At 64.3% G+C, this 24,829-nt stretch carries 24 protein-coding genes and 1 tRNA gene; 20 read left to right on the plus strand and 5 right to left on the minus strand.

Going from position 1 to position 24,829, the window contains the following annotated elements:
* The first annotated feature begins 167 nt into the window (after positions 1-167).
* From EB233_RS05935 to EB233_RS05955, 5 genes are all read left to right on the plus strand, one after another.
* Positions 168-728 (plus strand): F0F1 ATP synthase subunit delta, encoded by a 561-nt coding sequence (locus EB233_RS05935; protein ID WP_064991148.1) that lies wholly within the window; start codon positions 168-170, stop codon positions 726-728.
* Positions 728-2,257 (plus strand): F0F1 ATP synthase subunit alpha, encoded by a 1,530-nt coding sequence (gene atpA, locus EB233_RS05940; protein WP_064991149.1) that lies wholly within the window; start codon positions 728-730, stop codon positions 2,255-2,257. Before EB233_RS05935 ends, atpA begins: the two co-directional genes overlap by 1 nt.
* Positions 2,258-2,289: 32 nt before the next feature.
* Positions 2,290-3,177: a F0F1 ATP synthase subunit gamma gene (locus EB233_RS05945; protein WP_027053067.1), complete on the plus strand. Its 888-nt coding sequence runs from the start codon at positions 2,290-2,292 to the stop codon at positions 3,175-3,177.
* A gap of 70 nt (positions 3,178-3,247) precedes the next feature.
* Positions 3,248-4,858: a F0F1 ATP synthase subunit beta gene (gene atpD, locus EB233_RS05950; RefSeq protein WP_064991150.1), complete on the plus strand. Its 1,611-nt coding sequence runs from the start codon at positions 3,248-3,250 to the stop codon at positions 4,856-4,858.
* Positions 4,859-4,968: 110 nt separating this feature from the next.
* Complete coding sequence (locus EB233_RS05955) at positions 4,969-5,376, plus strand: F0F1 ATP synthase subunit epsilon (RefSeq protein ID WP_064991151.1); 408 nt, start codon at positions 4,969-4,971, stop codon at positions 5,374-5,376.
* A gap of 54 nt (positions 5,377-5,430) precedes the next feature.
* On the opposite strand, the gene EB233_RS05960 is transcribed toward EB233_RS05955, so the two are convergent.
* Positions 5,431-6,921 carry a mannitol dehydrogenase family protein gene (locus EB233_RS05960; protein WP_064991152.1) on the minus strand — a complete coding sequence of 497 codons (1,491 nt, stop codon included), beginning with the start codon at positions 6,919-6,921 and terminating at the stop codon, positions 5,431-5,433.
* 141 nt (positions 6,922-7,062) lie between these two features.
* Between EB233_RS05960 and uxaC the strand changes: the two genes are divergently transcribed.
* Together uxaC and EB233_RS05970 are read left to right on the plus strand one after the other, a co-directional pair.
* Complete coding sequence (uxaC, locus tag EB233_RS05965; RefSeq protein ID WP_064991257.1) at positions 7,063-8,472, plus strand: glucuronate isomerase; 1,410 nt, start codon at positions 7,063-7,065, stop codon at positions 8,470-8,472.
* A 52-nt stretch (positions 8,473-8,524) separates the two neighbouring features.
* Positions 8,525-8,863, plus strand: a complete 339-nt coding sequence (locus EB233_RS05970; RefSeq protein ID WP_064991153.1) for a cupin domain-containing protein — start codon at positions 8,525-8,527, stop codon at positions 8,861-8,863.
* Positions 8,864-8,930: 67 nt separating this feature from the next.
* Here the strand turns inward: EB233_RS05970 and EB233_RS05975 are convergent, their stop codons facing one another.
* Entirely contained in the window at positions 8,931-10,352 is a 1,422-nt protein-coding gene (locus tag EB233_RS05975; protein WP_064991258.1) for a coniferyl aldehyde dehydrogenase, read from the minus strand.
* Positions 10,353-10,580: 228 nt separating this feature from the next.
* Here EB233_RS05975 and recQ point away from each other — a divergent pair, with 228 nt between their 5' ends.
* Both recQ and EB233_RS05985 read left to right on the plus strand, forming a co-directional pair.
* On the plus strand, positions 10,581-12,425 hold the full coding sequence (recQ, locus tag EB233_RS05980) for a DNA helicase RecQ (RefSeq protein ID WP_064991154.1): 1,845 nt from the start codon (positions 10,581-10,583) through the stop codon (positions 12,423-12,425).
* Positions 12,426-12,865: 440 nt separating this feature from the next.
* Positions 12,866-13,129: a PilZ domain-containing protein gene (locus EB233_RS05985; protein WP_081294238.1), complete on the plus strand. Its 264-nt coding sequence runs from the start codon at positions 12,866-12,868 to the stop codon at positions 13,127-13,129.
* 85 nt (positions 13,130-13,214) lie between these two features.
* Here the strand turns inward: EB233_RS05985 and EB233_RS05990 are convergent.
* Positions 13,215-13,304 (minus strand) — tRNA-Ser (locus tag EB233_RS05990).
* Positions 13,305-13,707: 403 nt separating this feature from the next.
* Between EB233_RS05990 and EB233_RS05995 the strand changes: the two genes are divergently transcribed.
* The 4 genes from EB233_RS05995 to EB233_RS06010 all read left to right on the plus strand — a co-directional run bounded on the left by EB233_RS05995 (position 13,708) and on the right by EB233_RS06010 (position 16,021).
* The gene (locus EB233_RS05995; protein ID WP_064991259.1) at positions 13,708-14,376 is read left to right on the plus strand and encodes a 50S ribosomal protein L21; all 669 of its coding nucleotides are present in this window, start codon (positions 13,708-13,710) and stop codon (positions 14,374-14,376) included.
* 98 nt (positions 14,377-14,474) lie between these two features.
* Complete coding sequence (gene rpmA / locus EB233_RS06000; RefSeq protein ID WP_010912120.1) at positions 14,475-14,744, plus strand: 50S ribosomal protein L27; 270 nt, start codon at positions 14,475-14,477, stop codon at positions 14,742-14,744.
* A 134-nt stretch (positions 14,745-14,878) separates the two neighbouring features.
* On the plus strand, positions 14,879-15,466 hold the full coding sequence (locus EB233_RS06005) for a GNAT family N-acetyltransferase (RefSeq protein WP_064991155.1): 588 nt from the start codon (positions 14,879-14,881) through the stop codon (positions 15,464-15,466).
* Positions 15,467-15,487: 21 nt separating this feature from the next.
* Positions 15,488-16,021, plus strand: a complete 534-nt coding sequence (locus EB233_RS06010; RefSeq protein WP_027053046.1) for a GNAT family N-acetyltransferase — start codon at positions 15,488-15,490, stop codon at positions 16,019-16,021.
* 7 nt (positions 16,022-16,028) lie between these two features.
* On the opposite strand, the gene EB233_RS06015 is transcribed toward EB233_RS06010, so the two are convergent.
* Positions 16,029-16,898, minus strand: coding sequence for an endonuclease/exonuclease/phosphatase family protein (locus EB233_RS06015; protein WP_027053045.1), 870 nt, complete (start codon positions 16,896-16,898; stop codon positions 16,029-16,031).
* Positions 16,899-17,030: 132 nt separating this feature from the next.
* On the opposite strand from EB233_RS06015, the gene obgE reads away from it, so the two are divergent.
* The 5 genes from obgE (at position 17,031) to EB233_RS06040 (ending at position 22,612) form a co-directional block, all read left to right on the plus strand.
* Positions 17,031-18,062, plus strand: coding sequence for a GTPase ObgE (obgE, locus tag EB233_RS06020; RefSeq protein WP_064991156.1), 1,032 nt, complete (start codon positions 17,031-17,033; stop codon positions 18,060-18,062).
* A 4-nt stretch (positions 18,063-18,066) separates the two neighbouring features.
* Positions 18,067-19,200, plus strand: a complete 1,134-nt coding sequence (gene proB, locus EB233_RS06025; protein WP_027053043.1) for a glutamate 5-kinase — start codon at positions 18,067-18,069, stop codon at positions 19,198-19,200.
* A 3-nt stretch (positions 19,201-19,203) separates the two neighbouring features.
* Complete coding sequence (locus tag EB233_RS06030) at positions 19,204-20,490, plus strand: glutamate-5-semialdehyde dehydrogenase (protein WP_064991157.1); 1,287 nt, start codon at positions 19,204-19,206, stop codon at positions 20,488-20,490.
* 72 nt (positions 20,491-20,562) lie between these two features.
* Positions 20,563-21,150, plus strand: a complete 588-nt coding sequence (locus tag EB233_RS06035; RefSeq protein WP_027053041.1) for a nicotinate-nucleotide adenylyltransferase — start codon at positions 20,563-20,565, stop codon at positions 21,148-21,150.
* Positions 21,151-21,319: 169 nt separating this feature from the next.
* Positions 21,320-22,612: an MFS transporter gene (locus tag EB233_RS06040; RefSeq protein WP_027053040.1), complete on the plus strand. Its 1,293-nt coding sequence runs from the start codon at positions 21,320-21,322 to the stop codon at positions 22,610-22,612.
* Positions 22,613-22,633: 21 nt separating this feature from the next.
* Here EB233_RS06040 and EB233_RS06045 read toward each other — a convergent pair whose 3' ends face one another.
* On the minus strand, positions 22,634-23,485 hold the full coding sequence (locus EB233_RS06045; protein WP_064991158.1) for a mechanosensitive ion channel family protein: 852 nt from the start codon (positions 23,483-23,485) through the stop codon (positions 22,634-22,636).
* Positions 23,486-23,806: 321 nt separating this feature from the next.
* Between EB233_RS06045 and rsfS the strand changes: the two genes are divergently transcribed.
* Both rsfS and rlmH read left to right on the plus strand, forming a co-directional pair.
* Positions 23,807-24,184 carry a ribosome silencing factor gene (gene rsfS, locus EB233_RS06050; RefSeq protein ID WP_023777607.1) on the plus strand — a complete coding sequence of 126 codons (378 nt, stop codon included), beginning with the start codon at positions 23,807-23,809 and terminating at the stop codon, positions 24,182-24,184.
* 72 nt (positions 24,185-24,256) lie between these two features.
* Positions 24,257-24,739, plus strand: coding sequence for a 23S rRNA (pseudouridine(1915)-N(3))-methyltransferase RlmH (rlmH, locus tag EB233_RS06055; protein WP_064991159.1), 483 nt, complete (start codon positions 24,257-24,259; stop codon positions 24,737-24,739).
* Positions 24,740-24,829 lie beyond the last annotated feature (90 nt).

A 24,829-nucleotide genomic window follows, 5' to 3' on the forward strand; every position in this document is an offset into this window, starting at 1 on the left:
GCATTGCGGTCTTAAAATGCCTGTGCTAGACGGCAATCGACTTTCGGCCGGGGATAGCGGAAGCCGCGCCTCCGTGCTTGAAAAAATGCAGTAAGGTCAAAGATTTAGCCAGAGTTTTTGCTCGCGCCAACAATCTGCGGCCTGTCAGACAAGAGAAAAGACGGTCCGTGGCTCAATCGTCATCGCCAATCTCAGGTGTCGCAGAACGCTATGCGGGTTCGCTGTTTGAACTCGCCCTGCAGGCAAATTCCGTGGCCAAGGTCGAGGCCGACCTCACCCGTTTCGAGGCGATGCTCGCGGGCAGCGCCGACCTGACCCGGCTGATCAACAGCCCGGTCTTCACCAGTGAGGACCAGGCCAAGGCTATCGCGGCGGTTGCCGACAAGGCAGGCATCACCGGTCTCGCCGGTAATTTCCTGCGCGTCGTCGCCCAGAACCGTCGGTTGTTCGCCGTTCCCGGCATGATCAAGGCGTTCCGCCAGATCGCGGCCGAAGCCCGGGGCGAGACCGCTGCCGAGGTGACGTCGGCTCATGAGCTGACGGCTGCCCAGCAGACCGAACTCAAAGCGGCGCTGAAAAGCGTTGCCGGCAAGGACGTGGCCATCTCCGTCACCGTCGATCCGTCGTTGCTCGGCGGGCTGGTGGTCAAGATGGGCTCGCGCCAGATCGATACGTCGCTCAAAACCAAACTCAATTCGCTCAAGCTTGCACTGAAAGAGGTCGGCTGATGGACATCCGCGCCGCGGAAATTTCCGCAATTCTGAAAGACCAGATCAAGAATTTCGGCAAGGAGGCCGAAGTCTCCGAAGTCGGACAGGTGCTGTCCGTCGGTGACGGTATCGCCCGCGTCTATGGGCTCGACAATGTCCAGGCCGGCGAGATGGTCGAGTTCCCCGGCGGTATCCGCGGCATGGCGCTCAACCTCGAAGCCGACAATGTCGGCGTCGTCATCTTCGGCGCCGACCGCGACATCAAGGAAGGCGACATCGTCAAGCGCACAGGCGCCATCGTCGACGTTCCGGTCGGTCCGGGCCTGCTCGGCCGCGTCGTCGACGCGCTCGGCAATCCGATCGACGGCAAGGGCCCGATCAAGGCGACCGAACGCAAGCGCGTCGACGTCAAGGCGCCCGGCATCATTCCGCGCAAATCGGTGAACGAGCCGATGTCGACCGGCCTCAAGGCCATCGATGCGCTGATCCCGGTCGGCCGCGGCCAGCGCGAGCTGGTCATCGGCGATCGCCAGACCGGCAAGACGGCCATCATCCTCGACACGATGCTCAACCAGAAGTCGGTGCACGACAACGGTCCCGAGAAGGAAAAGCTGTACTGCGTCTACGTCGCCGTCGGCCAGAAGCGCTCGACCGTCGCGCAGTTCGTCAAGGTTCTGGAAGAGCGCGGCGCGCTCGAATATTCGATCATCGTCGCCGCCACCGCTTCCGATCCGGCGCCGATGCAGTTCCTGGCGCCGTTCGCCGGCGCCACCATGGGCGAATATTTCCGCGACAACGGCATGCACGCGCTGATCAGCTACGACGATCTGTCGAAGCAGGCCGTCGCCTATCGCCAGATGTCGCTGCTGTTGCGCCGCCCGCCGGGCCGCGAAGCCTATCCGGGCGACGTTTTCTATCTGCACTCGCGCCTGCTCGAGCGCGCCGCCAAGCTCAACGACGATCTGGGCGGCGGCTCGCTGACCGCGCTGCCGGTCATCGAGACGCAGGCCAACGACGTGTCGGCCTATATCCCGACCAACGTGATCTCGATCACCGACGGCCAGATCTTCCTCGAAACCAACCTGTTCTTCCAGGGCATCCGTCCGGCCGTTAACGTCGGCCTGTCGGTGTCGCGCGTCGGTTCGGCTGCGCAGATCAAGGCGATGAAGCAGGTTGCCGGCTCGATCAAGGGCGAGCTCGCGCAGTATCGCGAAATGGCAGCCTTCGCGCAGTTCGGCTCGGATCTCGATGCCGCCACGCAGCGCCTGCTCAACCGCGGTTCGCGCCTGACCGAGCTCCTGAAGCAGCCGCAGTTCTCGCCGCTGAAGACGGAAGAGCAGGTCGCGGTGATCTTCGCCGGCGTCAATGGCTATCTCGACAAGCTGCCGGTCAACCAGGTCGGCAAGTTCGAGCGGGGTCTGCTCAGCCACATGCGTGCGGCGGGCAAGGACGTTCTCGACGCCATCCGCAAGGAAAAGGCGCTGTCGGACGATCTGCGCGCCAAGCTGAAGGCCGAGATCGACGCTTTCGCCAAGACCTTCGCCTGAGCGAAGCGACAAGACGGGATCAGGTTTGAAGCATGCCTTCATTAAAAGACCTTCGTAACCGTATCGCCTCGGTCAAGGCGACGCAGAAGATCACCAAGGCGATGCAGATGGTCGCCGCGGCGAAGCTGCGCCGTGCGCAAGAGGCCGCGGAAGCGGCGCGTCCCTATTCGGAGCGCATGGGTTCCGTCCTGGCAAACATCACCCAGGCGATCGGCGGCGGCGGCGATGCCCCGGCGCTGATGACCGGCACCGGCAAGGACAACGTGCATCTGCTCGTCGTCTGCACCGCCGAGCGCGGCCTGTGCGGCGGCTTCAATTCGCAGATCGCCCGTCACGCCCGCGACCATATCCGCCGGCTTCTGGCCGACGGCAAGCAGGTCAAGATCATCTGCGTCGGCAAGAAGGGTTTCGACATACTGCGCCGCGACTATGCATCGATGATCCTCGATCGTGTCGACCTGCGCGAGGTCAAGACGCTCGGCTTCGCCAATGCCGATGCCATCGCCCGCAAGGTCATCCACCTGTTCAACGAGGGTGCCTTCGACGTCTGCACGCTGTTCTATTCACAGTTCAAGTCGGTGATCAGCCAGGTTCCGACCGCGCAGCAGATCATTCCGGCAGCGGTCGCTTCGTCTGCTCCGGCAGCGTCGGCGGATGGCGCCAGCGCGGTCTATGAATACGAGCCGGAGCCGGGCGAAATCCTCTCCGACCTCATCCCGCGCAACATCTCGGTGCAGGTATTCCGGGCGCTGCTCGAAAACGCGGCCGGCGAAATGGGCGCCAAGATGAGCGCCATGGACAATGCGACGCGCAACGCAGGCGAGATGATCAACAAGCTGTCGATCACCTACAACCGCCAGCGGCAGGCGCAGATCACCAAGGAACTGATCGAAATCATTTCGGGCGCCGAGGCGCTCTAGGCGCGGTTCGCGGGTCAATCTGCCCGCGACCGGACCGCGTGAGAAACAAAGGACGAAAAGGGTAAAGACGATGGCGAAAGCAGCGACCCCGCAGAAGGCAACACCCAAGGCCGCAGCCGCGAAGACGGCGGCCCCCGTGAAGGCGGCAAAGGCTCCGGGAGCAGCCGCAAAGGCGGCTCCGGCCAAGGCAGCTCCGGCAAAGGCGACGGCAGCGCCCGCCAAAGCCGCCGCGGCCAAGACCTCGGCCGTTGCCACCAAGGCGACCGGCGTTGTCGGCAAGGTCCGCCAGGTCATCGGCGCGGTCGTCGACGTGCAGTTCGGCGATCACCTGCCGCCGATCCTGAATGCGATCGAGACCACCAATGTCGGCAGCCGCCTGGTGCTCGAGGTTGCCCAGCATCTGGGCGAAAACACCGTGCGCTGCATCGCCATGGACTCCACCGAAGGCCTCGTGCGTGGCCAAGAAGTGCGTGACACCGGCGGCCCGATCGCGGTGCCGGTCGGCCCGGGCATGCTCGGCCGCATCATCAACGTCATCGGCGAGCCGGTCGATGAAGAAGGCCCGGTCGACGCGACCGAGCTGCGCTCGATCCACCAGCCGGCTCCGGCCTATGTCGAGCAGTCGACGGAAGCGCAGATCCTCATCACCGGCATCAAGGTGCTCGACCTCCTGGCGCCCTACGCCAAGGGCGGCAAGATCGGCCTGTTCGGCGGCGCCGGCGTCGGCAAGACCGTGCTGATCCAGGAACTCATCAACAACATCGCCAAGGCGCATGGCGGCTATTCGGTGTTCGCCGGCGTCGGCGAGCGCACCCGCGAGGGCAACGATCTCTATCACGAGTTCATCGAATCCGGCGTCAACAAGAAGGGCGGCGGCGAAGGCTCCAAGGCGGCTCTCGTGTACGGCCAGATGAACGAGCCGCCGGGCGCGCGCGCCCGCGTCGGCCTGACCGGCCTGACGGTTGCGGAATATTTCCGCGACCAAGGTCAGGACGTGCTGTTCTTCGTCGACAACATCTTCCGCTTCACGCAGGCGGGTTCGGAAGTGTCGGCTCTGCTCGGCCGTATCCCGTCGGCCGTCGGCTATCAGCCGACGCTCGCCACCGACATGGGCGCGCTGCAGGAGCGCATCACAACCACCACCAAGGGCTCGATCACCTCGGTGCAGGCCATCTACGTGCCGGCCGACGACTTGACCGATCCGGCTCCGGCGACCTCGTTCGCCCACCTCGACGCGACGACGACGCTCAATCGCGCCATCGCCGAGAAGGGCATCTATCCGGCGGTGGATCCGCTGGATTCGACCTCGCGCATGCTCGACCCGCTGGTCGTCGGCGACGAGCATTATGCCGTCGCCCGCCAGGTGCAGTCGATCCTCCAGCGCTACAAGTCGCTGCAGGACATCATCGCCATCCTGGGCATGGACGAGCTGTCGGAAGAGGACAAGCAGACCGTGGCTCGCGCCCGCAAGATCGAGCGCTTCCTGTCGCAGCCCTTCTTCGTCGCCGAAGTGTTCACCGGCGCGCCGGGCAAGCTGGTCGACCTCGCCGACACCATCAAGGGCTTCAAGGGCCTCTGCAACGGCGACTACGATCACCTGCCGGAAGCTGCCTTCTATATGGTCGGCGGCATCGACGAGGCGGTCGAGAAGGCACAGCGCCTCGCGGCTGAAGCGGCTTAATCAAGGGAATAGGGAGTAGTCAGTAGTCAGTAGTGAATAGCAGGCGGGTGACCGGGCATTTGCCGTTTCTCCGCACTTCCTACTCACTATTCCCTACTCACTAAATCGACATGGCTGAAGCTTTCAAATTCGAACTTGTCTCGCCGGAGCGCTTGCTGGTTTCCGAGCAGGTCGAATCCGTCGTCATCCCCGGCGCCGAAGGCGAGATGACGGTGATGGCGCACCACGCGCCGGTGATGACCACGATCAAGCCCGGTGTCGTCACGGTGAAGAACGCCTCGGGCGGCGAAGAACGCTATGTCGTGTTCGGCGGTTTCGCCGATATCGTCCCGGCCGGCTGCACGCTGCTGGCGGAATCGGCTGTCGCGGTCAAGGATGTCGACCGTGCGGATCTCGCACGCCGTATCCAGGAAGCCAAGGAAGACGCCGCCGACGCAAAGGACGACCAGGTGCGCAGCAAGGCCGAGCAGTTCCTGGCCCAGCTCACCACGCTGGAAGGCGCGTTGCTGCCAGCCTGAGGTCGTTTCCCGACAAGCGGATTGCGAAAGCGGGGCATTGCCCCGCTTTTTTGTTTAGATGCCCAAGGCAGCGAAGGCCAGTGTCGGACCATCCCGCCGCAGGTGGACGAGATGCACCGCCACAATCTCGATCAACGTCTGGCGCTCGGCATGATCCCCGGCAAAACCGGCCAGGTCGAACACGGCCGTCACGGTCTCGTTCGCGGGCAGCTCTTGGCTCAAAAGCGCCGTCAGTGCCGTGTCGAGCGGATCGGTGAAATGGTTCTCAGGCAGGGTCTTTCCGCGCGCGGCGCAGGCAGCGATCCAGGCCGCCACGACCAGCGTCAGATGCACGAACTCGGTACCGGCTTCGAGGCACTCGATGGCGGACGCAATGATGCGCTGCGGCAGTTTCTGCGAGCCGTCATTGGCGATCTGCGCCGTGCGGTGGGCGAGCGCGGTGTTGGAGAAGCGCTCGGCGAGCTCGGCCGTATAGGCCGATGTATCGAGCCCGGCGTCCTCCGGCAATGTCGGAATGGCCTCCTGCCAGAGCGCGTCGACGAATTGCCGGATCGCCGGATCGGCGAAGGCGCGGTCGACGGTTGCGTGACCGCTGAGCAGGCCGAGATAGGCGATGCCCGAATGCGCGCCGTTGAGGAGCCTCAGCTTCATGTCCTCGAACGGGCCGACATCCCTGACCATGGTGACGCCGAATTTCTCCCAGGCCGGCCTGCCTCCGGGAAAATCGTCTTCGATGACCCACTGGCAGAACGGTTCGGTCATGACGGGCCAGGCATCCTCGACGCCAAGCTCGGTGGCAATCCGCGCCCGATCGGCGTCCGTGGTCGCCGGCACGATACGGTCGACCATGCTGGAGGGAAAGGCGACCTGGTTTGCGATGTGGTCGGCAATTCCGATGATGCCGGCCGTGGCATCGCGCAACGCAGCGAATTCGGTCAGCAGCCGGTGCAGGGTGGCGCCGTTGGCCGGCAGATTGTCACAACACAGCACGGTGAAAGGCGCCGTGCCGGCGGCGCGTCGCCTGGCCAGGGCTTCGGTCAGGAAGCCATGCGCCGTCTTTGGCATCTGTGGATTTGCCAGATCGTGGACAATGTCGGGGTGGGCGGTGTCGAGCCCGCCGCCGGCAGCCCTGAGATAGGCCTTCTCGGTGATGGTCAGCGTGACGATGCGGGTGTGTGGATCGGTCAATGCGGCCAGTACCGCGCCTGGGTCTTCCGGCGCCACCAGCATCGAGCCGATGGAGCCGATGACACGAAGCTGTTCCCCGCCGCTGCTGCGGATCGCCAGCGTGTAGAGCCCGTCCTGCGGCGCCAGTGCGTCGCGCGTGTCGGGGCTGCGCAACGAGACGCCTGTTATGCCCCATTCCGTTTCGCCCGCCGCCAGGCAGTCGTCGACATAGGCGGCCTGGTGGGCGCGGTGGAAAGCGCCGACGCCCAGATGCACGATGCCCGATATGACCTCGCCGCGATCATAGGCGGGGATACTGGTCCCGGCGGGCAGCGTCTGGAGCGTGGAGTCGGATAGATGGCTTCTGGTCATCACCATACCGGGGCTGGGGAGGCGGTGGATCACAGGCGGCGTAACACCTGTTCGCGCCTGCCGCAAGGATGCCGCTTTGCCAGCGCACGTTGACATCGCCTTTGTCCAAACGTACCGATGTCCTGCCTGGAAGGAGCCGCTTTTCCCATGGTCGCGCTGACCGATCCGGACCTGCTGTTTCCGTCCGAAGCGCATTCGCGCTCGCTGGCCCGCAATCTCTACGCCGGCATCAAGGCCCTGCCCATCGTCAGCCCGCACGGCCACACCGATCCGCGCTGGTATGCGCAAAACGAGCCTTTCCCGGATCCGGCGCAACTGCTCATCGTGCCCGACCACTACATTTTCCGCATGCTGTTCAGCCAGGGCGTGCGGCTGGAGGATCTCGGCGTGCCGACGCTCGATGGCGCCCCGGTCGAGAGCGACGGCAGGATGATCTGGCGGCGCTTTGCCGAGCATTACTATCTGTTTCGCGGCACGCCGACGCGGCTGTGGCTCGACCATGTGCTGGCGCATCTGTTCGGCATCGAGGAGCCACTGAACGCCGAGACGGCCGACCGCCACTACGACACGATCGCGACGCTGCTGCAGTGGGAGAATTTCCGCCCCCGCGCTCTGTTCGAGCGCTTTAACATCGAGGTCATCGCCACGACCGAAGGCGCGCTCGACGATCTCAAATGGCACAAGATGATCCGCGAAAGCGGCTGGGAGGGCCGTGTCGTCACCACCTATCGGCCGGACGCCGTCGTCGATCCCGATTTCGAAGGGTTTTCAACCAATCTCGACCGGCTCGGCGAGATTACCGGCTGCGATACCGGCAACTGGGCAGGCTATCTCGACGCGCACCGCCAGCGGCGTGCCTTCTTCAAGAGCTTTGGCGCGACCGCGACCGACCACGGCCATCCGACGGCCGAGACCGCCAACCTTTCCGACGCGGCGGCGCAGGAGCTGTTCAATCGCATCCGCCATGGCTCGGAGGACGAACGCGAGCGCAAGTTGTTCCGCGCCCAGATGCTGACCGAGATGGCCAAGATGAGCCGGGATGACGGGCTGGTGCTGCAGATCCACCCCGGCTCCTGGCGCAATCATTCACCTGGTATTTTCCAGAAATTCGGCAGGGACAAGGGCTTCGATATCCCGACCCGCACCGACTATGTGACGGCGCTGAAGCCGTTGCTCGACTGCGTCGGCCTGGAACGCGACCTCTCCATCATCGTCTTCACGCTCGACGAGAGCAGCTATGCGCGCGAACTGGCGCCGCTGGCAGGCGTCTATCCGGCGCTCAGGCTCGGGCCGGCCTGGTGGTTCCATGACAGTCCGGAAGGCATGCGCCGCTTCCGCGAGATGACGACGGAAACGGCCGGCTTCTACAACACGGTCGGCTTCAATGACGACACACGCGCCTTTCCCTCGATCCCGGCCCGGCACGATATAGCGCGGCGGGTCGACTGCGCCTTCCTGGCGCGGCTGGTTTGCGAGCATCGCCTGCGCGAAGACGAGGCGCATGAACTGGCCAAGGACCTTGCCTATACGCTTGCCAAGAAAGCGTACCGGCTCTGAACCAGGGCGGTGCGATGAGCGTTGGCCAGGCATCCGCGATGGGGAGCAGACGATGAGTAAGCCGAAGATTTTCGCGCATGCCGGTGAGGCCGCGTGGACGCCGACACCCGACGGCAACAGGCGGCGCGTCCTCCTCCACACCGACGAGTTGATGATGGTCGAATTCGGCTTCGACAAGGGCGGTGTCGGCGTCCTGCATTTGCATCCGCATGTCCAGGCAAGCTACGTCGCCGAAGGCCGCTTCGAAGTGACCATAGATGGCCAAACCGAAATCATCGGGATGGGCGGCAGCTTCATCGTGCCGTCCGGCCTGGTGCATGGCGTCAAGGCGCTTGAAGCGGGACGGCTGGTCGACAGTTTTACCCCGCACCGGGCTGATTTCCTCGCCTGAGGCAATTTCGCGACCATCTCCGCGCCGCCGCCCGCCTCTTCATTCGGCACTGAAGCCGCGACTTTGGTCAGGTTATTTGCCGGAGCAGGGCGAAAAGCCGCTCGAACGTCTTGCCATAGGGCGGGCGCAGCATGGCGCCGGCGCTGAGGCGCGACTGCAGGAAAACCGGCTTCTCCTTGCTGAAGGTACGGAACCCCCATTCGCCGTGATAGGCGCCCATGCCGCTGGCACCGACACCGCCGAAAGGCTGGTTCTCCTGCACCAGATGCAGCATGCAGTCGTTGATGGTGACGCCTCCGGCGACGGTCTCGCGCAGGATGCGCTGGCGGTTGCCGCGGTCGCTGCCGAACCAGTAGAGCGCCAGTGGACGGTCGGCCTGGTTCACATGGCTGATCGCCTCGTCGACGGTGGCGTATTCGACGATCGGCAGCACCGGGCCGAAAATCTCTTCGCGCATCAGCCGCAGATCGGGGCCGGCATTGCTGACCAGGGTCGGCAAAAGCTTGCGGCTCGCGGTGCCCAACTCTTCGCCGGCCGGATTGATCTCGACAATTTCGGCGCCGGCATCGCGGGCTTCCGCGATCATGGCGCGCAGGCGTTGAAAGTGCCGGTCGCTGATGATGGCGGTATAGTCCGGGTTGTCGCGCAGCGTGGGGTAGAGCCGCGCCACCGCGTCCGCGAATTTGGCCGCTACCGTACCGGCCTGCCCCTTCGGCACCATCAGATAGTCCGGCGCGATGCAGGTCTGCCCGGCATTGAGCAACTTGCCATAGGCGATGCTTGCCGTTGCGGCATCGAGATCGCAGGAGGGGTCGAAAATCGCCGGCGACTTGCCGCCGAGTTCGAGCGTGACCGGGGTCAGGTTGGCGGCAGCGGCGACCGCGACTTGGCGGCCGACCGCTGTCGAGCCGGTGAACAGCAGATGATCGAACGGCATAGAGACGAAGGCCTTGCCGATCTCGGCATCGCCGGTGATGACGCTCAACTCGTCGGGCGAAAAATGCTCGCCGGCCAGCCTGGCGAGCAGCGCGGAGAAAGCCGGTGTCAGCTCGGACGGCTTGACCAGCGCGCGGTTGCCGGCGGCGAGCGCCGCCGTCACCGGCGCGACGGCGAGCTGGAACGGGTAATTCCAGGGCGACACGATGCCGACGACGCCGTGCGGCTGTGGCACGAGACGATTTTTGCCCGGCAGGAACGGCAAGGTGGTGGCGACGCGCCGCTCGCGCATCCAGCCCTTCAGATGTGACAGCGTGTGACGGATGCCGACGCGCACGACGAACAGCTCGGCAAGGCGGGTTTCATGCGTTGAGCGGCCGCCAAAGTCGGCGTCGATCGCGGCGCAAATGTCGGTCTCGTGCCGCTCGGTCAGGGCCAGCAGGCGCTTCAGCCGATCTTTCCGCACGCCAAGGTCCGGATAGGGCTGCTTCTCGAAGGCGGCGCGTTGCAAGCTGAACCGTTCGCCGAGGACGTCCTGTCTCACCTGCAGCATCGCGCCCTCCCTGGCTTGGCTGGCCAAGCTTACATCCTGGCGCGGAGGAATCCAGCATGGGGGCGGGTGTCGCTGGGGAAGGCACTCTGGCCTGCGCCTCCGATCGCCAACCAGTTGTGATTGGAGGGCGGCTGCGCTACTCCAGTGCGTCACGCGGAGAGTTTCCTTGATCGATTTCCAAATCCTCTCCAATCCCCGGAAAATCGCCTCCAATCCGGTGTCCGCCTGATGTCGGCACAGGCGGCGGGTATTCGGGCCGAGGACCCCAAGCGGCGCGTCCTCAAGGACGTGTTCGGTTTCGACGATTTCCGCCCCGGCCAGGCCGACATCATGGAGGCGCTGCTCAGCGGGCGCCATGTGCTGGCCGTGATGCCGACGGGTGCGGGCAAATCGCTCTGCTACCAGGTGCCGGCGCTGGTCATGGGCGGCCTCACCCTCGTCGTGTCCCCGCTGGTGGCGCTGATGCAGGACCAGGTCGCCGCCTTGCGGCTGGCCGGCGTCGGCGCCGATACGATCAATTCCTCGCTGGACCGCGAAGCCAATGTCGCCGCCTGGCGCCGTGTCGCCTCCGGCCAGAAGCGGCTGCTCTATCTGGCGCCGGAGCGGCTGATGACCGAGCGCATGCTCGAAGCGCTTTCGAGGCTCGACGTCAGCCTGATCGCCATCGACGAGGCGCATTGCATCTCGCAATGGGGACCGGCCTTCCGGCCCGAATATGAGGACCTGTCGCGGTTGCGGCACATCTTTCCCAACGTGCCGATCATCGCGGTGACGGCGACGGCCGACGAGAGCACGCGCAGCGATATCGAGGCACGGCTGTTCGCCGAGCGGGTCGAGACCCTGGTGCTTGGTTTCGACCGGCCCAACATCAAGCTGGCGATCGAATCCAAGCAGGACAGCAAGCGGCAATTGCTGCGGTTCATCGAGCGTCACCCAGGCAAGAGCGGCATCGTCTACTGCCTGTCGCGCAAGAAGACGGAAGAGATGGCGACCTTTCTCGAGAAGCACGGCGTCACCGCGCTCGCCTATCATGCCGGCATGAGCAAGGACGCGCGCGAGGCCAATCAGAACGCCTTCATGACGCTGTCGGGCGTCGTCATGGTGGCGACCATCGCTTTCGGCATGGGTATCGACAAGCCCGACGTCGCCTATGTCTTCCACACCGACATGCCCGGCAGCCTGGAGGCCTATTACCAGGAGATCGGCCGCGCCGGCCGTGACGGGCGCAAGGCCGAGGCGCACATGCTCTACGGGCTTGGCGATATCCGCATGCGCAGGCTGTTCATCGATGACGAGGACGCATCGGTGGAGCACAAGAGGCGCGCCCATCGCCGGCTCGATACGCTGATCGGCTATTGCGAGACGGCGCAGTGCCGGCGCCAGGTGCTGCTCGGCTATTTCGGCGAGCAAGCCGAGCCTTGCGGCAATTGCGACAATTGCGTCGACCAGGTGCCACGCGCCGATGGCGCTGCCGAGGCGCGCATCATCCTGACAGCGGTCGCGCAGAGCGGCCAGCGTTTCGGCGCCGCCCATGTCATCGATATCCTGACCGGCCATGAGACCGAGAAGGTGCAAGCCAGGGGCCATCACAGGCTCACCAGCTTCGGCAGCGGAGCGGGGCACAAGAAGACGGTGTGGCTGTCGCTGATCCGGCAACTGGTCGCCGGCGGCTTCCTGATGCCGGATCCCGATGGCCATGGCGGCCTCGCCATTTCGGACAGCGGCGGCGCGCTCGCCCGTGGCGAGGTTGCGTTCCAGTACCGCGTCGAGAACCGGGATCCACTCGCGCGCGGGCGGAAGCGTGCCGCGCAAGGCTCTGGCATGGGCGGCGAAGGCGTCGATGCCTCGCTGCTGGCCACGCTCAAATCGCTGCGACTGCGTCTGGCCAAGGAGCGTCAGGTGCCGGCCTATGTGGTGTTCTCCGACCGCACGCTGATCGACATGGCCGAGCGCCGTCCGCGCGATCTCGACGCCTTCGCCGAGGTGAATGGTGTGGGAGGGGCGAAGCTCAAGGAATTCGGGGAGATTTTTGTCAAGGCAATTGCCGGACACGGGTCCGACAGGTCGGTCTGAAAACCCTCACGAGATCAGGCAAACCGTGAGGGCCACCAGCGGGAGCGCAACCGCGAATGGAATAATCGGCCGCCGCACAAACCGGCGTGGTGCTTTGACTAGTTGAGCAAGCAACCAACCCTTCCGCCGCTCGTTGACCTAAGCTGGGATGATCCCTAGCCACCTTTGGCCCGCCCTTGATCCCCATTCCGGGCGGGCTCTTTTTTGCCTGTCAGGCGGCAGCATCTCGATGCCGAGCAGACCGTATCCTCGGCCTGCGTTGTTTGTTCGAGGAAGGTCGCCGCCGTGCAGTTGCCGGGGCTGGACCTGATACCGTCGCCGCAACCGCTCGACCTTGCGTCGCAATAAAAGTTTCGGAACCATTTTAGTATATGCTAATTTAAGTGCGATTGTGTCGGTCGGGCCATGCGTTTATCGACACAAGATTTCGGGAGGTTGAGATGAGCGGCAAGCCCGGTGATCCACCAATTGAACGACGCTCACTTCCTCGGGCGGTCGTTCTAAAGGATGGAACCATTATCACCGAGAATATGACAATCGCTTGCTCCGTCAGAAATCAACACGCTCATGGTGCGGAGCTACGGGTGGAGCCGGGCGTGATTGTTCCCGAGCGGTTCGTCCTGCACGTTCCCGCGGATGGTGTCGAATATCGTGCCGTGGTGCGATGGAGGAAGAACGAGCGGCTTGGAGTACAGATCCATTGAAACAGCACGCCATCAAGCAACTGGCCGAATTATCGCGCCAAGAGCACTCGCGGAGTGCGCGATCCTCGAGGGATTGGTGATTGGATGGCGGAGAGGGAGGGATTCGAACCCCCGATGGGCTTGCACCCATGCCGCATTTCGAGTGCGGTGCATTCGACCACTCTGCCACCTCTCCGCGGTCATGGTCGGCCGTTGCCGGCGCGGCGCACTAGATAACGGCTGAACGGGCAGGTTACAAGGCCAATCCGCCAGATATTTGCCTTGCCGGACAAGCCGTGGATTCAAGATGGTGTTTACCGTAGAGCCCACGCGGTTTCATGGTCAGCCACGCATTGTCGTCACCGGGCTGTGGTAACGCTGGGTCGTCATGGGGACACGGCCAATGGTTGCCCGCCAATGACAAGTCTCGGTGTGGCCGTTTGCCTTGACTCTCACTCAACCTTCGGTTAGGGACAGCGCGCAATCGGCGTGGAGGGTTCTTCCGCGCCGCTTGTTTTTTGAACCCGCAGACTGACAAAAAGACGGCCGAACCGCCTCAGGTGGTTCATCAAGGCCGACCGAACAGCGAAAGGCAAAAAATGTTCGCAGTCATTAAAACGGGCGGTAAGCAGTATCGCGTTGCCGCCAACGATCTCCTGAAGATCGAAAAAGTCGAAGCCAATGTCGGCGATATCGTCGAGATCGGCCACGTGCTCGCGCATGGCGAGGGCGAGAATGTCACGTTCGGCGCGCCGTTCGTCGATGGTGCCCTGGTTACCGCCGAAGTCGTCGAGCAGGGCAAGAACCGCACGGTCATCGCTTTCAAGAAGCGCCGCCGCCAGAATTCGCGCCGCAAGATCGGCCATCGCCAGCTTTTGACCACCGTGCGGATCGCCGAGATCCTGCTGGGTGGCGCCAAGCCCGCCAAGAAGGCCGCCGTCAAGGCGGAAGCCAAGGCAGAGGTTGCCGCCGAGGCGAAGGCCGAGCCGAAGGCAAAGAAGGAAGCCGCCCCGAAGGACGACGTGAAGGCCGAGACGGCCGCGGCGCCGCTGTTCAAGGCGCCGAAGGGCGAGCCGGACGACCTGACCGTGATCAAGGGCATCGGCCCGGTCGCCGCCAAGGATCTCGCCGAGCAGGGCATCATCACCTTCGCGCAGCTCGCCAAGCTGTCCGACAAGGATGTCGCCAAGATCGACGAGCACATGCCGTTCAGCGCCGACCAGATCAAGGACTGGCGCGAGCAGGCCAAGGAACTGGCGAAGAAGTAATTTTTCCGGCGATCAGGTCGCCGGATCGGACTTGAAACGGAACGCGAACGCGTTCATAAGGCCTTTTAGGCGCCTTGCGGCGCAACGGAGTTAGTTAGATGGCACACAAGAAAGCTGGCGGCTCGTCGCGCAACGGTCGCGACTCGCATTCCAAGCGTCTGGGCGTGAAGAAGTTCGGCGGCGAAGCCGTCATCCCGGGCAACATCATCATTCGTCAACGCGGCACCACCTGGCATCCCGGCGTCAATGTCGGCATGGGCACGGACCACACTCTTTTCGCGCTCGAATCCGGCGCCGTGACGTTCAACAAAAAAGCCAACGGCCGAACCTACGTATCGGTCAATCCGATTACCAAAGCCGCGGAGTAGCCGGTTCCGCACTAGAACACCGGCGCCCATCTCGGGAACCGGTGTCTGGAAGCCAGGAAGTTTGGCAAAGCCAGGAAAAGGATCAGGGGAGATGGGTTTCCATCTCCCCTTTTTCTTTGCCTGGAGGACTTGAAATGGTTGCCGAAGCGGAAGACTCAGAAGACGAAAGTTACGCGATTGACTGCCCGGCGCTGGTCACCGAGCGGCTGGTGATGCGGGCGCCGCACGAGGGCGACGTCGCGCAATTGGTCGAGCTTGCCGACAACCGCCATGTCGCCGAAATGCTGGCGCGCATGCCGCACCCCTATGGCGAGGCCGAGGCGCGCGCCTTCCTGGCCATGACCAAGACGCGCCGCGCCGGCATCGTCTATGCGCTGACGCTGGCCGGCACCGACACCTTCGTCGGCTGCGCCGGCCTCAACACCACCGATCGCGGGCTGGAGCTCGGCTACTGGATCGGCGAGCCTCACTGGAAGCGCGGCTATGCGACGGAAGCCGCCCATGCGCTGGTCGACCTCGCCTTCCAGAGGACCTCGACCCAGGTTCTGCATGCCTCGACGCGGGTCATCAATCCGGCCTCGCGCCGGGTGATCCACAAATGCGGCTTCCAGTATGCCGGACAGGGCATGCTGAACTCCATCGTCGCCGGCCAGGTGCCGGTCGAGCGGTACAGGCTGGACAGGAAGACGTGGACCAGCCTCAGGAACTGGGTGCACTTTTGATGGATGGCGCCGGGCAAGCCAATGGTCGATGACAGCAACGATCTTGAAACGATCGCGATCGCGCCGATAACCCCGGACGACGTCGAAAGCTTTCATCGCGCGCTTGATCTCGTCGCGCGTGAGCGGAAGTACCTGTCCTTCCTCAAGGCGCCACCACTGGATCAAACCCGACGATTCGTATTGGACCGTATCGCGAGAGGCGATCCGGGTTTCATCGCCGTTGTTCGTGGCGAGGTCGTCGGTTGGTGCGATATCTCACGCCATGATCGACGCATCCATGCCCATCGCGGAGCCCTCGGAATGGGAATTGTTGCCTCCCATCGAGGGCGTGGCCTTGGATTGCGGCTTATCAATGCGACCCTGACGCAGGCACGCAAGGTCGGCTTTGTCCGCGTCGAGCTGTGCGTACATGCCGACAATGCCCGCGCCATCGCTCTCTATGACAAGGTCGGGTTTGTCAGGGAGGGTGTGCAGCGCGACGCTATCTGTATCGACGGACAATACGGCGATACGATCATGATGGCGATCGTCGAACGCGAAAACGCAGACGGATGACGAGACATCAGCCCAGTTCGACCCATACCGGTCGATGATCGGAGCCGACCGATTGCCCGTCGACCCACAAGCGCTTCAGCGACCGAGCAAGCGAGGCGCTGGTGAAGACGTAGTCGATGCGCTTGTGGAGGTTGGCGTTGGCGGCGTCGTTGGGGTCGACCCAGCTGACGAGATCGTCGCCGGCGACATTGAGGCGCACGGCGGCATCGACGGCGAAGTCGGCGGTCAACGGCATGCCGAATTCATGGTCCGGCCGGCCGGCAAGTTCGACATATTCGGGCGAGCCGGCCAGCATGTTGAAATCGCCCATGGCGACAAAGGCCTCGGGATGCGGCAATTCAGGCAGGCCGATCTCGGCGACGCCGGACAGCGCGCCGCCCTCGAGCGCGTAGTTCAACAGGCGGCGGCGCAGGAACTGGATCTGGCTGGCGCGTTCCACCGGGCTGCGGTGATCGAGATGGATGGAATAGAAGCGGATGAAACCAAGCGGCGTCTCGATCAAAGCCTCCAGCGCGCCGCGCTGGAAGTTCATCATCTCGAAGCTGCGGCTGCGCGGCAAAAGCAGGTTGCGCGACAGATGAATGGGCGTTTTCGACAGCATCATGTTGCCGAGCTGAAAGGTCGTGGTGATGGCGCGGCCATTTTCGATGCGCGAGCCAATATTGGCCTCGAAATTGCTGCCATAGACGGCGAAATAATCGGGCAGCGCCTCGCCGATCTCGGCGACCATGTCGCGCCCGCCGTTCCTCGGATTGTTGCGGGTGACCTCTTGCAGCGCGATCACGTCGGCGCCGCGCACAGCGTCGGCAATGCGCGCGACATCGTAGTGGCCATCAAGCCCGATGCCGTATTGGATGTTGTAGGTTACAAGCTTCATGCCAGGATTTCTCCGGCCGAACCCACGCGGCCTTTGTCGCAAAACGGCCTCGCCCTTCGCCGCGCCTTGGTTTAGAGCAAGGCGCAAGGTTTAGAGCAATGCCGCAAGGCCAATAAAAGAAACTGCAATCCCATGAAATTTCTCGATCAAGCCAAGGTCTATGTCCGCTCGGGTGACGGTGGCGCCGGTTCGGTGTCGTTCCGGCGCGAGAAATTCATCGAGTTCGGAGGGCCGGATGGTGGCGATGGCGGGCGTGGCGGCGACGTCTGGCTGGAAGCGGTCGACGGGCTGAACACGTTGATTGACTATCGCTACCAGCAGCATTTCAAGGCCAAGACCGGCGTCCATGGCATGGGCCGCAACATGACCGGCGCCAAGGGCGCCGACGTCACGCTGAAAGTGCCGGCCGGAACCCAGGTTTTCGAGGAGGACAATGAGACGCTGATCTGTGACCTCACCGTCGTCGGCCAGCGCTTCCTGCTCGCCAAGGGCGGCAATGGCGGCTTCGGCAACCAGCATTTCAAGACCTCGACCAACCAGGCGCCGCGCCGCGCCAATCCCGGCCTTCCCGGCGAGGAGCTCAACATCTGGCTGCGGCTGAAGCTGATCGCCGATGCCGGGCTGGTCGGGCTGCCCAATGCCGGCAAGTCGACCTTTCTCGCCGCCGTCACCGCGGCCAAGCCGAAGATCGCCGACTATCCCTTCACGACGCTGCATCCCGGCCTCGGCGTCGCGCGCATCGATGCGCGCGAATTCGTCATCGCCGACATTCCGGGCCTCATCGAAGGCGCGCATGAGGGCGTCGGCATCGGCGACCGCTTCCTCGGCCATGTCGAGCGTACGCGCGTGCTGCTGCATCTGGTCTCGGCGCAGGAGGAAAATCCCGGCAAGGCCTACAAGACCGTGCGAGCCGAACTCCAGGCCTATGGCCACGGCCTGACCGACAAGGTCGAAATCTTGGCGCTCAGCCAGGTCGATACGCTCGACGCCGATGAACGCAAGAAGAAGGTCGCTTCGTTGAAGCGCGCCGCCGGTCGGGCGCCGATGCTGCTGTCGGCCGTCACCGGCGAGGGGGTCGAGGCGGTGCTCCGAGCGCTGATGTCAGTCGTGGCCGAGGCGCGGGCGCAGATCGCTGCCCCGGTCGAGACGCGCTGGGAAAAGTAAGGCCATGCAGTCGCTGAAAAAATACCGGCGCATCACCGTCAAGATCGGCTCGGCGTTGCTAGTTGATCGCGCAACCGGGTTGAAGCGCGACTGGCTGGCCTCGCTCGCCGACGACATTGCCGTGCTCGCCCAGGGCGGCGCCGAAATCCTCGTCGTGTCTTCCGGCGCCATCGCGCTCGGCCGCACCATTCTCGGCCTTGGCAAGCGGGCGCTGAAGCTAGAGGAGAGCCAGGCTGCGGCAGCCGTCGGCCAGATCGCGCTCGCCGGCGCCTGGTCGGATGCGCTCGGCAAGGGCGCGCTGAAATCCGGCCAGATTCTCTTGACCCTCGGCGACACCGAGGAGCGCCGCCGCTACCTCAACGCGCGGGCGACGATCTCGACGCTCTTGAAGATGAAGGCGGTGCCGGTCATCAACGAGAACGATACGGTCGCCACCTCCGAAATCCGCTACGGTGACAATGACCGGCTGGCCGCGCGGGTGGCGACGATGATGGGCGCCGATCTTCTGGTGCTGCTCTCCGATATCGACGGGCTCTATACCGCCCCGCCGGCGCGTGATCCCAATGCCAGGTTCATACCGGTCGTCGACCGCATCACGCCTGACATCGAGGCGATGGCGGGGGCGGCTGCGTCGGAGCTGTCGCGCGGCGGCATGCGGACAAAACTCGATGCCGGCAAGATCGCCACCGCCGCCGGCACGGCGATGATCATCACTTCAGGCACGCGGCTGTCGCCGCTGATGGCGATCGAGCGCGGCGAGCGTGCTACCTTCTTCCGGCCGAGCGCCAATCCGGTCAAAGGCTACAAGACCTGGATCGCCGGCCAGCTCGAACCGGCCGGCCGGCTGACGGTCGATGCCGGCGCCATCGGCGCGCTCACATCGGGCAAATCGCTGCTGCCGGCCGGCGTCAAGCTGGTCAGCGGCAACTTTTCACGCGGCGACACGGTGGCGATCCTGTCGCCCGAGGGCCGCGAGATCGCGCGCGGGCTGGTTGCCTACGATGCCGCCGATGCCGTAAGGATCGCAGGCCTGAAGACGGCCGAGATCGAAACCGTGCTCGGCTACGAGGCGCGTTCCGCGATGATCCACCGCGACGATCTGGTGGTGAGTCATTCCGATGACATAGACAGAGGATGAGCCATGCTGAAGCTGCATGAAAAATCCGGGGACGACACCGTGGCGCTGATGGCGGATATCGGCCGCCGCGCCCGCGCTGCCGCCCGACCGCTGGCCATCGCCATCACCGCCGTCAAGAAGACCGCGCTGCTTGCCATGGCCGACGCGATCGTGGCTCGGGAGCAAGACATTCTCGACGCCAATGCCATCGACATCGCGAATGGCCATGAGTCCGGCCTGTCCGGCTCTTTCATGGACCGGCTGAAGCTGAACCCGGATCGCATCCGCGCCATGGCCGCCGGTATTCGCGAGAACGCCGAACTGCGCGATCCTGTCGGCGACGTCATCGCCGAGTGGGACCGGCCGAACGGCTTGCATATCGAGCGCGTGCGCACGCCGCTCGGCGTCGTCGGCGTCATCTATGAAAGCCGGCCCAATGTCACCGCCGATGCCGGTGCGCTCTGTCTCAAGGCCGGCAATCCGGTAATCCTGCGCGGCGGCTCGGATTCGCTCAATTCATCCGCCGCCATCCATGCCTGCCTGGTCGAAGGCCTGAAGGCCGCCGGCCTGCCGCAAGACGCCATCCAGCTGGTGCCGACAACCGACCGCGCCGCCGTCGGGGAGATGCTGAAGGGGCTTGGCGGTACGCTCGACGTCATCATCCCGCGCGGCGGCAAAAGCCTGGTCGGGCGGGTGCAGAGCGAGGCGCGCGTGCCGGTGTTCGCCCATCTCGAAGGCATCTGCCATCTCTACATCGACCGCTCGGCCGATCTCGACATGGCGGTGAGGATCGCCGTCAACGCCAAGATGCGGCGCACCGGTGTCTGCGGTGCCGCCGAAACGCTGCTGGTCGACCGCGCCGTGGCATCCACCCATCTGGTGCCGATCCTCGACGCGCTCCGCGCCGCCGGCTGCGAGATCCATGCCGATCAAGAGGTGCTGAAGGTGTTTTTCGACGCCAAGCCGGCGACCGATGCCGACTGGGTGACGGAATATCTCGACGCCATCATCGCGGTGAAGTTGGTCGATGGCATCAGTGGTGCGATCGAGCATATCGAAACCTTCTCCTCGCATCACACCGAGGCGATCATCGCCGAGGATGCCAATACCGTTGAGCGGTTCTTCAACGAGATCGATTCGGCCATCCTGCTGCACAATGCCTCCACTCAGTTCGCCGATGGCGGTGAATTCGGCATGGGTGCCGAAATCGGCATCGCCACCGGCAAGATGCATGCGCGCGGGCCGGTCGGCGTCGAGCAGCTGACCTCGTTCAAATACCGCGTGCGCGGGTCGGGACAGGTGAGGCCTTGAAGCTTTTCGTCGTCAGAGCCTGAGGCAATGCTGGCATCTTCCGAACCGGCGCTACCCTCCCGTTACCTGAAGATGCCGCATGCCGAAAAGGGTCTCGCCGTCGGCCTGTTCGGCGGCTCGTTCAACCCGCCGCATGCCGGTCATGCGCTGGTCGCCGAGATTGCGCTGAGGCGCCTGGCGCTCGACCAGCTGTGGTGGATGGTGACACCGGGCAATCCGCTCAAGAGCACCAGGGAACTGGCGCCGCTGGCCGAGCGGTTGCAACTGTCGGAGCGGATCGCCAAGAACCCGAAAATCAAGGTCACCGCCTTCGAAGCGGCGCATCACGTGCGCTATACCGCCGACACGCTGGCGCTGGTCAAGGCGCGCAATCCCGGCGTCGACTTCGTCTGGATCATGGGCGCGGACAGTTTGCGCGATTTCCATCGCTGGCAGCGCTGGCGCGAAATCGTGCTGACCTTTCCGATCGCGGTCATCGACCGGCCGGGCGCGACGCTGTCGTTCCTGTCGTCCGTCGTTGCCAAGACCTTCGACTATGCCCGCATCGATGAAGGCGACGCGCCGCTGCTGGCGCGCATGAAGGCGCCAGCCTGGACCTTCATCCACGGCCCGCGCTCGTCGCTGTCGTCGAGCGCGATCCGCAGGATGGCCAGGTCGTGACCGATCCCGGCCTGCCGGCGGTTCATGCTTTCCGGACTTGCGGGCCGCCCGGGCCGACCCGACCTCGCCGCTGGGCGAAATCCTGGTCATGTGAAGCCCGCTTTGGCACCCGTCCGGCGATGTCGCTTTTGCGGCGGTCTTTCGCCCGGGGGTAGGCGATGCTGCGCGGATGCTGGAGAAGAACCGCACCACGATCGAGCCGGAGCATGGCAGCGCGCCGACACCGCTGATCGCGATCGCCAGCGTCATCGTGTCGATGGCGCTGATCGCCATCGGCAATGGGCTGATGTTCGCCTACATCCCGGTTCGGCTCGGCGTCGAGGGTTTCGACCCGACCTGGGCCGGGCTGATCATAACCGGCCTGTCGGCCGGCGGCCTCGCCGGCTGCATCCTGACCGGACCGCTGGTGCGCAGGGTCGGCCATGCCCGCGCCTTCATGGTGCTGTCGGCGCTGATCGCGCTCGCCAATGCCGCCGTCGGCGCCGGGCCGTATCCGGTCTTGTGGATCGCCGCCCGTGCCCTTTACGGCTTTGCCATATGCGGCCTGTTCATCGTCGCGCAGAGCTGGCTGAACGATGCGGTCGCCAATGCCATACGCGGCAGGGTGATGGCCTTCTTCTATGTCGCCTACGTCGCGGGGCTGGGTGTCGGCTATGCGACGCTGGCGCTGGTCGATATTAAAACGGCAGACGCGCCGCTGATCGGCATCGCCTTCACCGCTCTGTCGATCCTGCCCGTCGGCATGACGCGGCTGGCGCAGCCACCCGCTCCGCAGGCGGCCTCGGTGGCGCTGGGCCGGGCCTGGCGGATTTCGCCGGTCGGCGTCGCCGGCATGCTGGCGGTCGGCGGGCTGTCCATGTCAATTGCGGGTTTCGCGCCGATCCATGCGACGGCCAAGGGTTACAGTCAGGCCGATGTGGCGCTGCTGCTTTCGGTGATGCCGCTCGGCACGCTGATCCTGCAGCTTCCCTTCGGCTGGATTTCCGACCGCACCGACCGTCGTTACGTGCTGATCGGAGCGTCCGCGCTTGCCGCGGCGTCCGGCATGTTCGCGCTCGGTTTCGACGGCGGCGCGCTGCCGGCGCTGCTGGTGATCTACGTCTTGTGGGACGGCGCCTCGGAATCGATCTATTCGCTGTCCAGCGCGCACGCCGCCGACCGCGCCGGCAAGGAGGACATGGTGGCGCTGTCCAGTTCGCTGTTGTTTGCCTGGTCGTTGGCCGGGTTTGTTGTTCCGGGCATCGTGACGGCGCTGTCAGCCGTCTTCGGGACGCAGGCCTTCATCTACGTGGCCGTCGTCATCGCCTGTGCGTTCTGCCTGTTCGCGCTGTTGCGCGTGTTCACCACGCAGGCCGTGCCTGCCGCCGAGACCGGCAGCTTCGCGCCGATGACGGCGCAGGCACCGCTGCCGGTGGAACTTGCCTATGCACCGGATGAGCAGACGGTTCGGACCAAGGACTGAAAGGCTGATTCCCGCAACCGCCTACTGCTTGCGAGCCTCGGGCGCCGGGGCTTCCGGCGGCGGCAGCGGGATGGAGATGCCCTCGCTGTCGAAAGCCTGCTTGGCGCGTTTGGTCATGTCGATGTTCGTCGAGAAGTAGTCGGCCGCCGAGGTCCAATAGCGCAAGGTGAGCGAAACGGTGGTGTCGCCGAGACCGGCCACGAAGGCGATCGGCGCCGGTTCGCGGCGGATGCGCTTCTCGGCACCCGCAATGGCAAGCAATGTCTTCTGGGCTCGGTCGATGTCGTTCCACGAGCCGATGCTCACGCCGATGTCGGCGCGACGCACGCCATTGCGCGAAAAATTGCGCACGGGCTGGTTCCACAACGTCGAATTGGGCGCCAGGATGTAGACGCCGTCGGCGGTCCTGAGCTTGGTGGCGAAGAGGCCGATTTCCTCGACCAAGCCCGATATCGCGCCGACCTCGACGGACTCGCCGATGCGGAACGGCCGCAGCGCCAGGAGCATGATGCCGGCGGCGATGTTCTGCAGCGTGCCTTGCAGCGCCAGGCCTATTGCAAGGCCGATGGCGCCGATCGCGGCGATGATCGAGGCGGTCTGCACGCCGAACTGGCCGAGCACCATGATGACGACCAGGATCAGGATGGCGTAGCGCACGATCTTGGAAAAGAAATGCCGCAGCGTCGCATCGAAGCCATGGATGTGGCCAAGACCGGCAAAGATCGAGCGCTCTGCGAGGCCGGCGACGATGTAGCCGACCACCAGGAGGATGACAGCGCCGATGGCCGAGAAGGAATAGGAGACGATCAGCGTGCTGAGCTGCGCGAGACCAGCCTGGACGGTGAGAAGGGTGTTTTGCGGGTCGATCGGCATGGCTGGGTTCCCTGTTGTTTCAACCAATTCCTAAGGAAGCGCGCTGCGCGCTTTTGTCGGGGAAACCGCTTCGCACTTATCCTGGAATTGCTTTCTGGTCGGTCAGCCGATAACCGCTGCGCGACGCCTGGGTTCCGATCTTTTTGCTCCCCGATGGAACAACCGGGTAGCCGGCGAGTTCGCATGAGTCTAGGCGGCGTCTTGAAACTGTCAGGGAACTCTGCCTATTTAAGTGGTGTCGCCCGCTTTTGGGGTGATTTGGTTGTTCTTGCTGCGAAAGGAAATACACTGAGAACAGCACTGCGGAAGAAGGCCGATATCATGCCTTCGCCGGCCAGGATCAGCGTAGACGACGCCGTGTCCCGCGCCATCAAGACAGTCCTTGCCAGTCTGGAAGACTCCAAGGCCGAAAATATTGTCTCAATCGACATTCAGGGGAAATCGAGCCTCGGCGACTACATGGTCGTCGCGTCGGGCCGATCGCACCGTCATGTCTCGGCTGTCGCCGACCATCTCCTCAAGGCGCTCAAGGATGCCGGCCTCGGCACCGCGCGCGTCGAGGGGCTGTCCGGCGCCGACTGGGTCCTGATCGATTCGGGCGATATCATCGTCCATGTCTTCCGCCCCGAAGTCCGCGAATTCTACAATCTTGAAAAGATGTGGCAGGCGCCGGATCTCGAGGAAGAGACCCTTCACTAAGCTGCCCGGTGTCGTTGCCCAAACCCGGATTTCACCGTTGGGTGACATGCACTAACGGCTTATAGAGGCGGGATGAAGATTTCAGTTCATGCCGTGGGCCGAATGAAAACCGGCCCCGAGCGGGAGTTGGCCGACCGCTATTTCGAGCGCTTCGCCAAGAGCGGGCCAGCGGTCGGGCTTGAATTCGCCGGGGTCAGCGAGATTGCCGAGGGCCGGTCGCAGAGCGCCGCCGAGCGCCAACGCGACGAAGCCTCCAGGCTGCAGGCGCAGTTGCAGCCGGGCACGGCCCTCGTCCTGCTCGACGAGCGCGGCAAGAGCCTTTCCTCGCCGGATTTCGCCAATCGCATCGGACAGTTGCGCGACGGCGGGCGCAAGGCGCTGGTGCTGGCCATAGGCGGCGCCGACGGCCACGACCCGTCGCTGCGCGACCAGGCTGATCTGGTGCTGTCGTTCGGTGCCCTGACCTGGCCGCATCAGCTGGTGCGGGTGATGGTTGGGGAGCAGCTCTACCGGGTGGCGACGATCCTGTCCGGCCATCCCTATCATCGCTCGTGAGCCTGCCGCTACAGTTGCCGCCGACTGTGATTCGCGCCTTGCCGCCCGGATTTCCGCCCCAATGCCGCGCAAGATCGAAGATCTTTGGTT

The organism is Mesorhizobium erdmanii (assembly GCF_013170725.1).
GTDB lineage: Bacteria > Pseudomonadota > Alphaproteobacteria > Rhizobiales > Rhizobiaceae > Mesorhizobium > Mesorhizobium erdmanii.

Excerpts from the sequence above, each read along its gene's own strand:
- atpA (WP_064991149.1), top strand. The coding sequence starts at position 728 with ATGGACATCCGCGCCGCGGAAATTTCCGCAATTCTGAAAGACCAGATC.
- EB233_RS05945 (WP_027053067.1), top strand. The coding sequence starts at position 2,290 with ATGCCTTCATTAAAAGACCTTCGTAACCGTATCGCCTCGGTCAAGGCG.
- atpD (WP_064991150.1), top strand. The coding sequence starts at position 3,248 with ATGGCGAAAGCAGCGACCCCGCAGAAGGCAACACCCAAGGCCGCAGCC.
- EB233_RS05955 (WP_064991151.1), top strand. The coding sequence starts at position 4,969 with ATGGCTGAAGCTTTCAAATTCGAACTTGTCTCGCCGGAGCGCTTGCTG.
- EB233_RS05960 (WP_064991152.1), bottom strand. The coding sequence starts at position 6,921 with ATGGTGATGACCAGAAGCCATCTATCCGACTCCACGCTCCAGACGCTG.
- uxaC (WP_064991257.1), top strand. The coding sequence starts at position 7,063 with ATGGTCGCGCTGACCGATCCGGACCTGCTGTTTCCGTCCGAAGCGCAT.
- EB233_RS05970 (WP_064991153.1), top strand. The coding sequence starts at position 8,525 with ATGAGTAAGCCGAAGATTTTCGCGCATGCCGGTGAGGCCGCGTGGACG.
- EB233_RS05975 (WP_064991258.1), bottom strand. The coding sequence starts at position 10,352 with ATGCTGCAGGTGAGACAGGACGTCCTCGGCGAACGGTTCAGCTTGCAA.
- recQ (WP_064991154.1), top strand. The coding sequence starts at position 10,581 with ATGTCGGCACAGGCGGCGGGTATTCGGGCCGAGGACCCCAAGCGGCGC.
- EB233_RS05985 (WP_081294238.1), top strand. The coding sequence starts at position 12,866 with ATGAGCGGCAAGCCCGGTGATCCACCAATTGAACGACGCTCACTTCCT.
- EB233_RS05995 (WP_064991259.1), top strand. The coding sequence starts at position 13,708 with ATGTTCGCAGTCATTAAAACGGGCGGTAAGCAGTATCGCGTTGCCGCC.
- rpmA (WP_010912120.1), top strand. The coding sequence starts at position 14,475 with ATGGCACACAAGAAAGCTGGCGGCTCGTCGCGCAACGGTCGCGACTCG.
- EB233_RS06005 (WP_064991155.1), top strand. The coding sequence starts at position 14,879 with ATGGTTGCCGAAGCGGAAGACTCAGAAGACGAAAGTTACGCGATTGAC.
- EB233_RS06010 (WP_027053046.1), top strand. The coding sequence starts at position 15,488 with ATGGTCGATGACAGCAACGATCTTGAAACGATCGCGATCGCGCCGATA.
- EB233_RS06015 (WP_027053045.1), bottom strand. The coding sequence starts at position 16,898 with ATGAAGCTTGTAACCTACAACATCCAATACGGCATCGGGCTTGATGGC.
- obgE (WP_064991156.1), top strand. The coding sequence starts at position 17,031 with ATGAAATTTCTCGATCAAGCCAAGGTCTATGTCCGCTCGGGTGACGGT.
- proB (WP_027053043.1), top strand. The coding sequence starts at position 18,067 with ATGCAGTCGCTGAAAAAATACCGGCGCATCACCGTCAAGATCGGCTCG.
- EB233_RS06030 (WP_064991157.1), top strand. The coding sequence starts at position 19,204 with ATGCTGAAGCTGCATGAAAAATCCGGGGACGACACCGTGGCGCTGATG.
- EB233_RS06035 (WP_027053041.1), top strand. The coding sequence starts at position 20,563 with ATGCCGCATGCCGAAAAGGGTCTCGCCGTCGGCCTGTTCGGCGGCTCG.
- EB233_RS06040 (WP_027053040.1), top strand. The coding sequence starts at position 21,320 with ATGCTGGAGAAGAACCGCACCACGATCGAGCCGGAGCATGGCAGCGCG.
- EB233_RS06045 (WP_064991158.1), bottom strand. The coding sequence starts at position 23,485 with ATGCCGATCGACCCGCAAAACACCCTTCTCACCGTCCAGGCTGGTCTC.
- rsfS (WP_023777607.1), top strand. The coding sequence starts at position 23,807 with ATGCCTTCGCCGGCCAGGATCAGCGTAGACGACGCCGTGTCCCGCGCC.
- rlmH (WP_064991159.1), top strand. The coding sequence starts at position 24,257 with ATGAAGATTTCAGTTCATGCCGTGGGCCGAATGAAAACCGGCCCCGAG.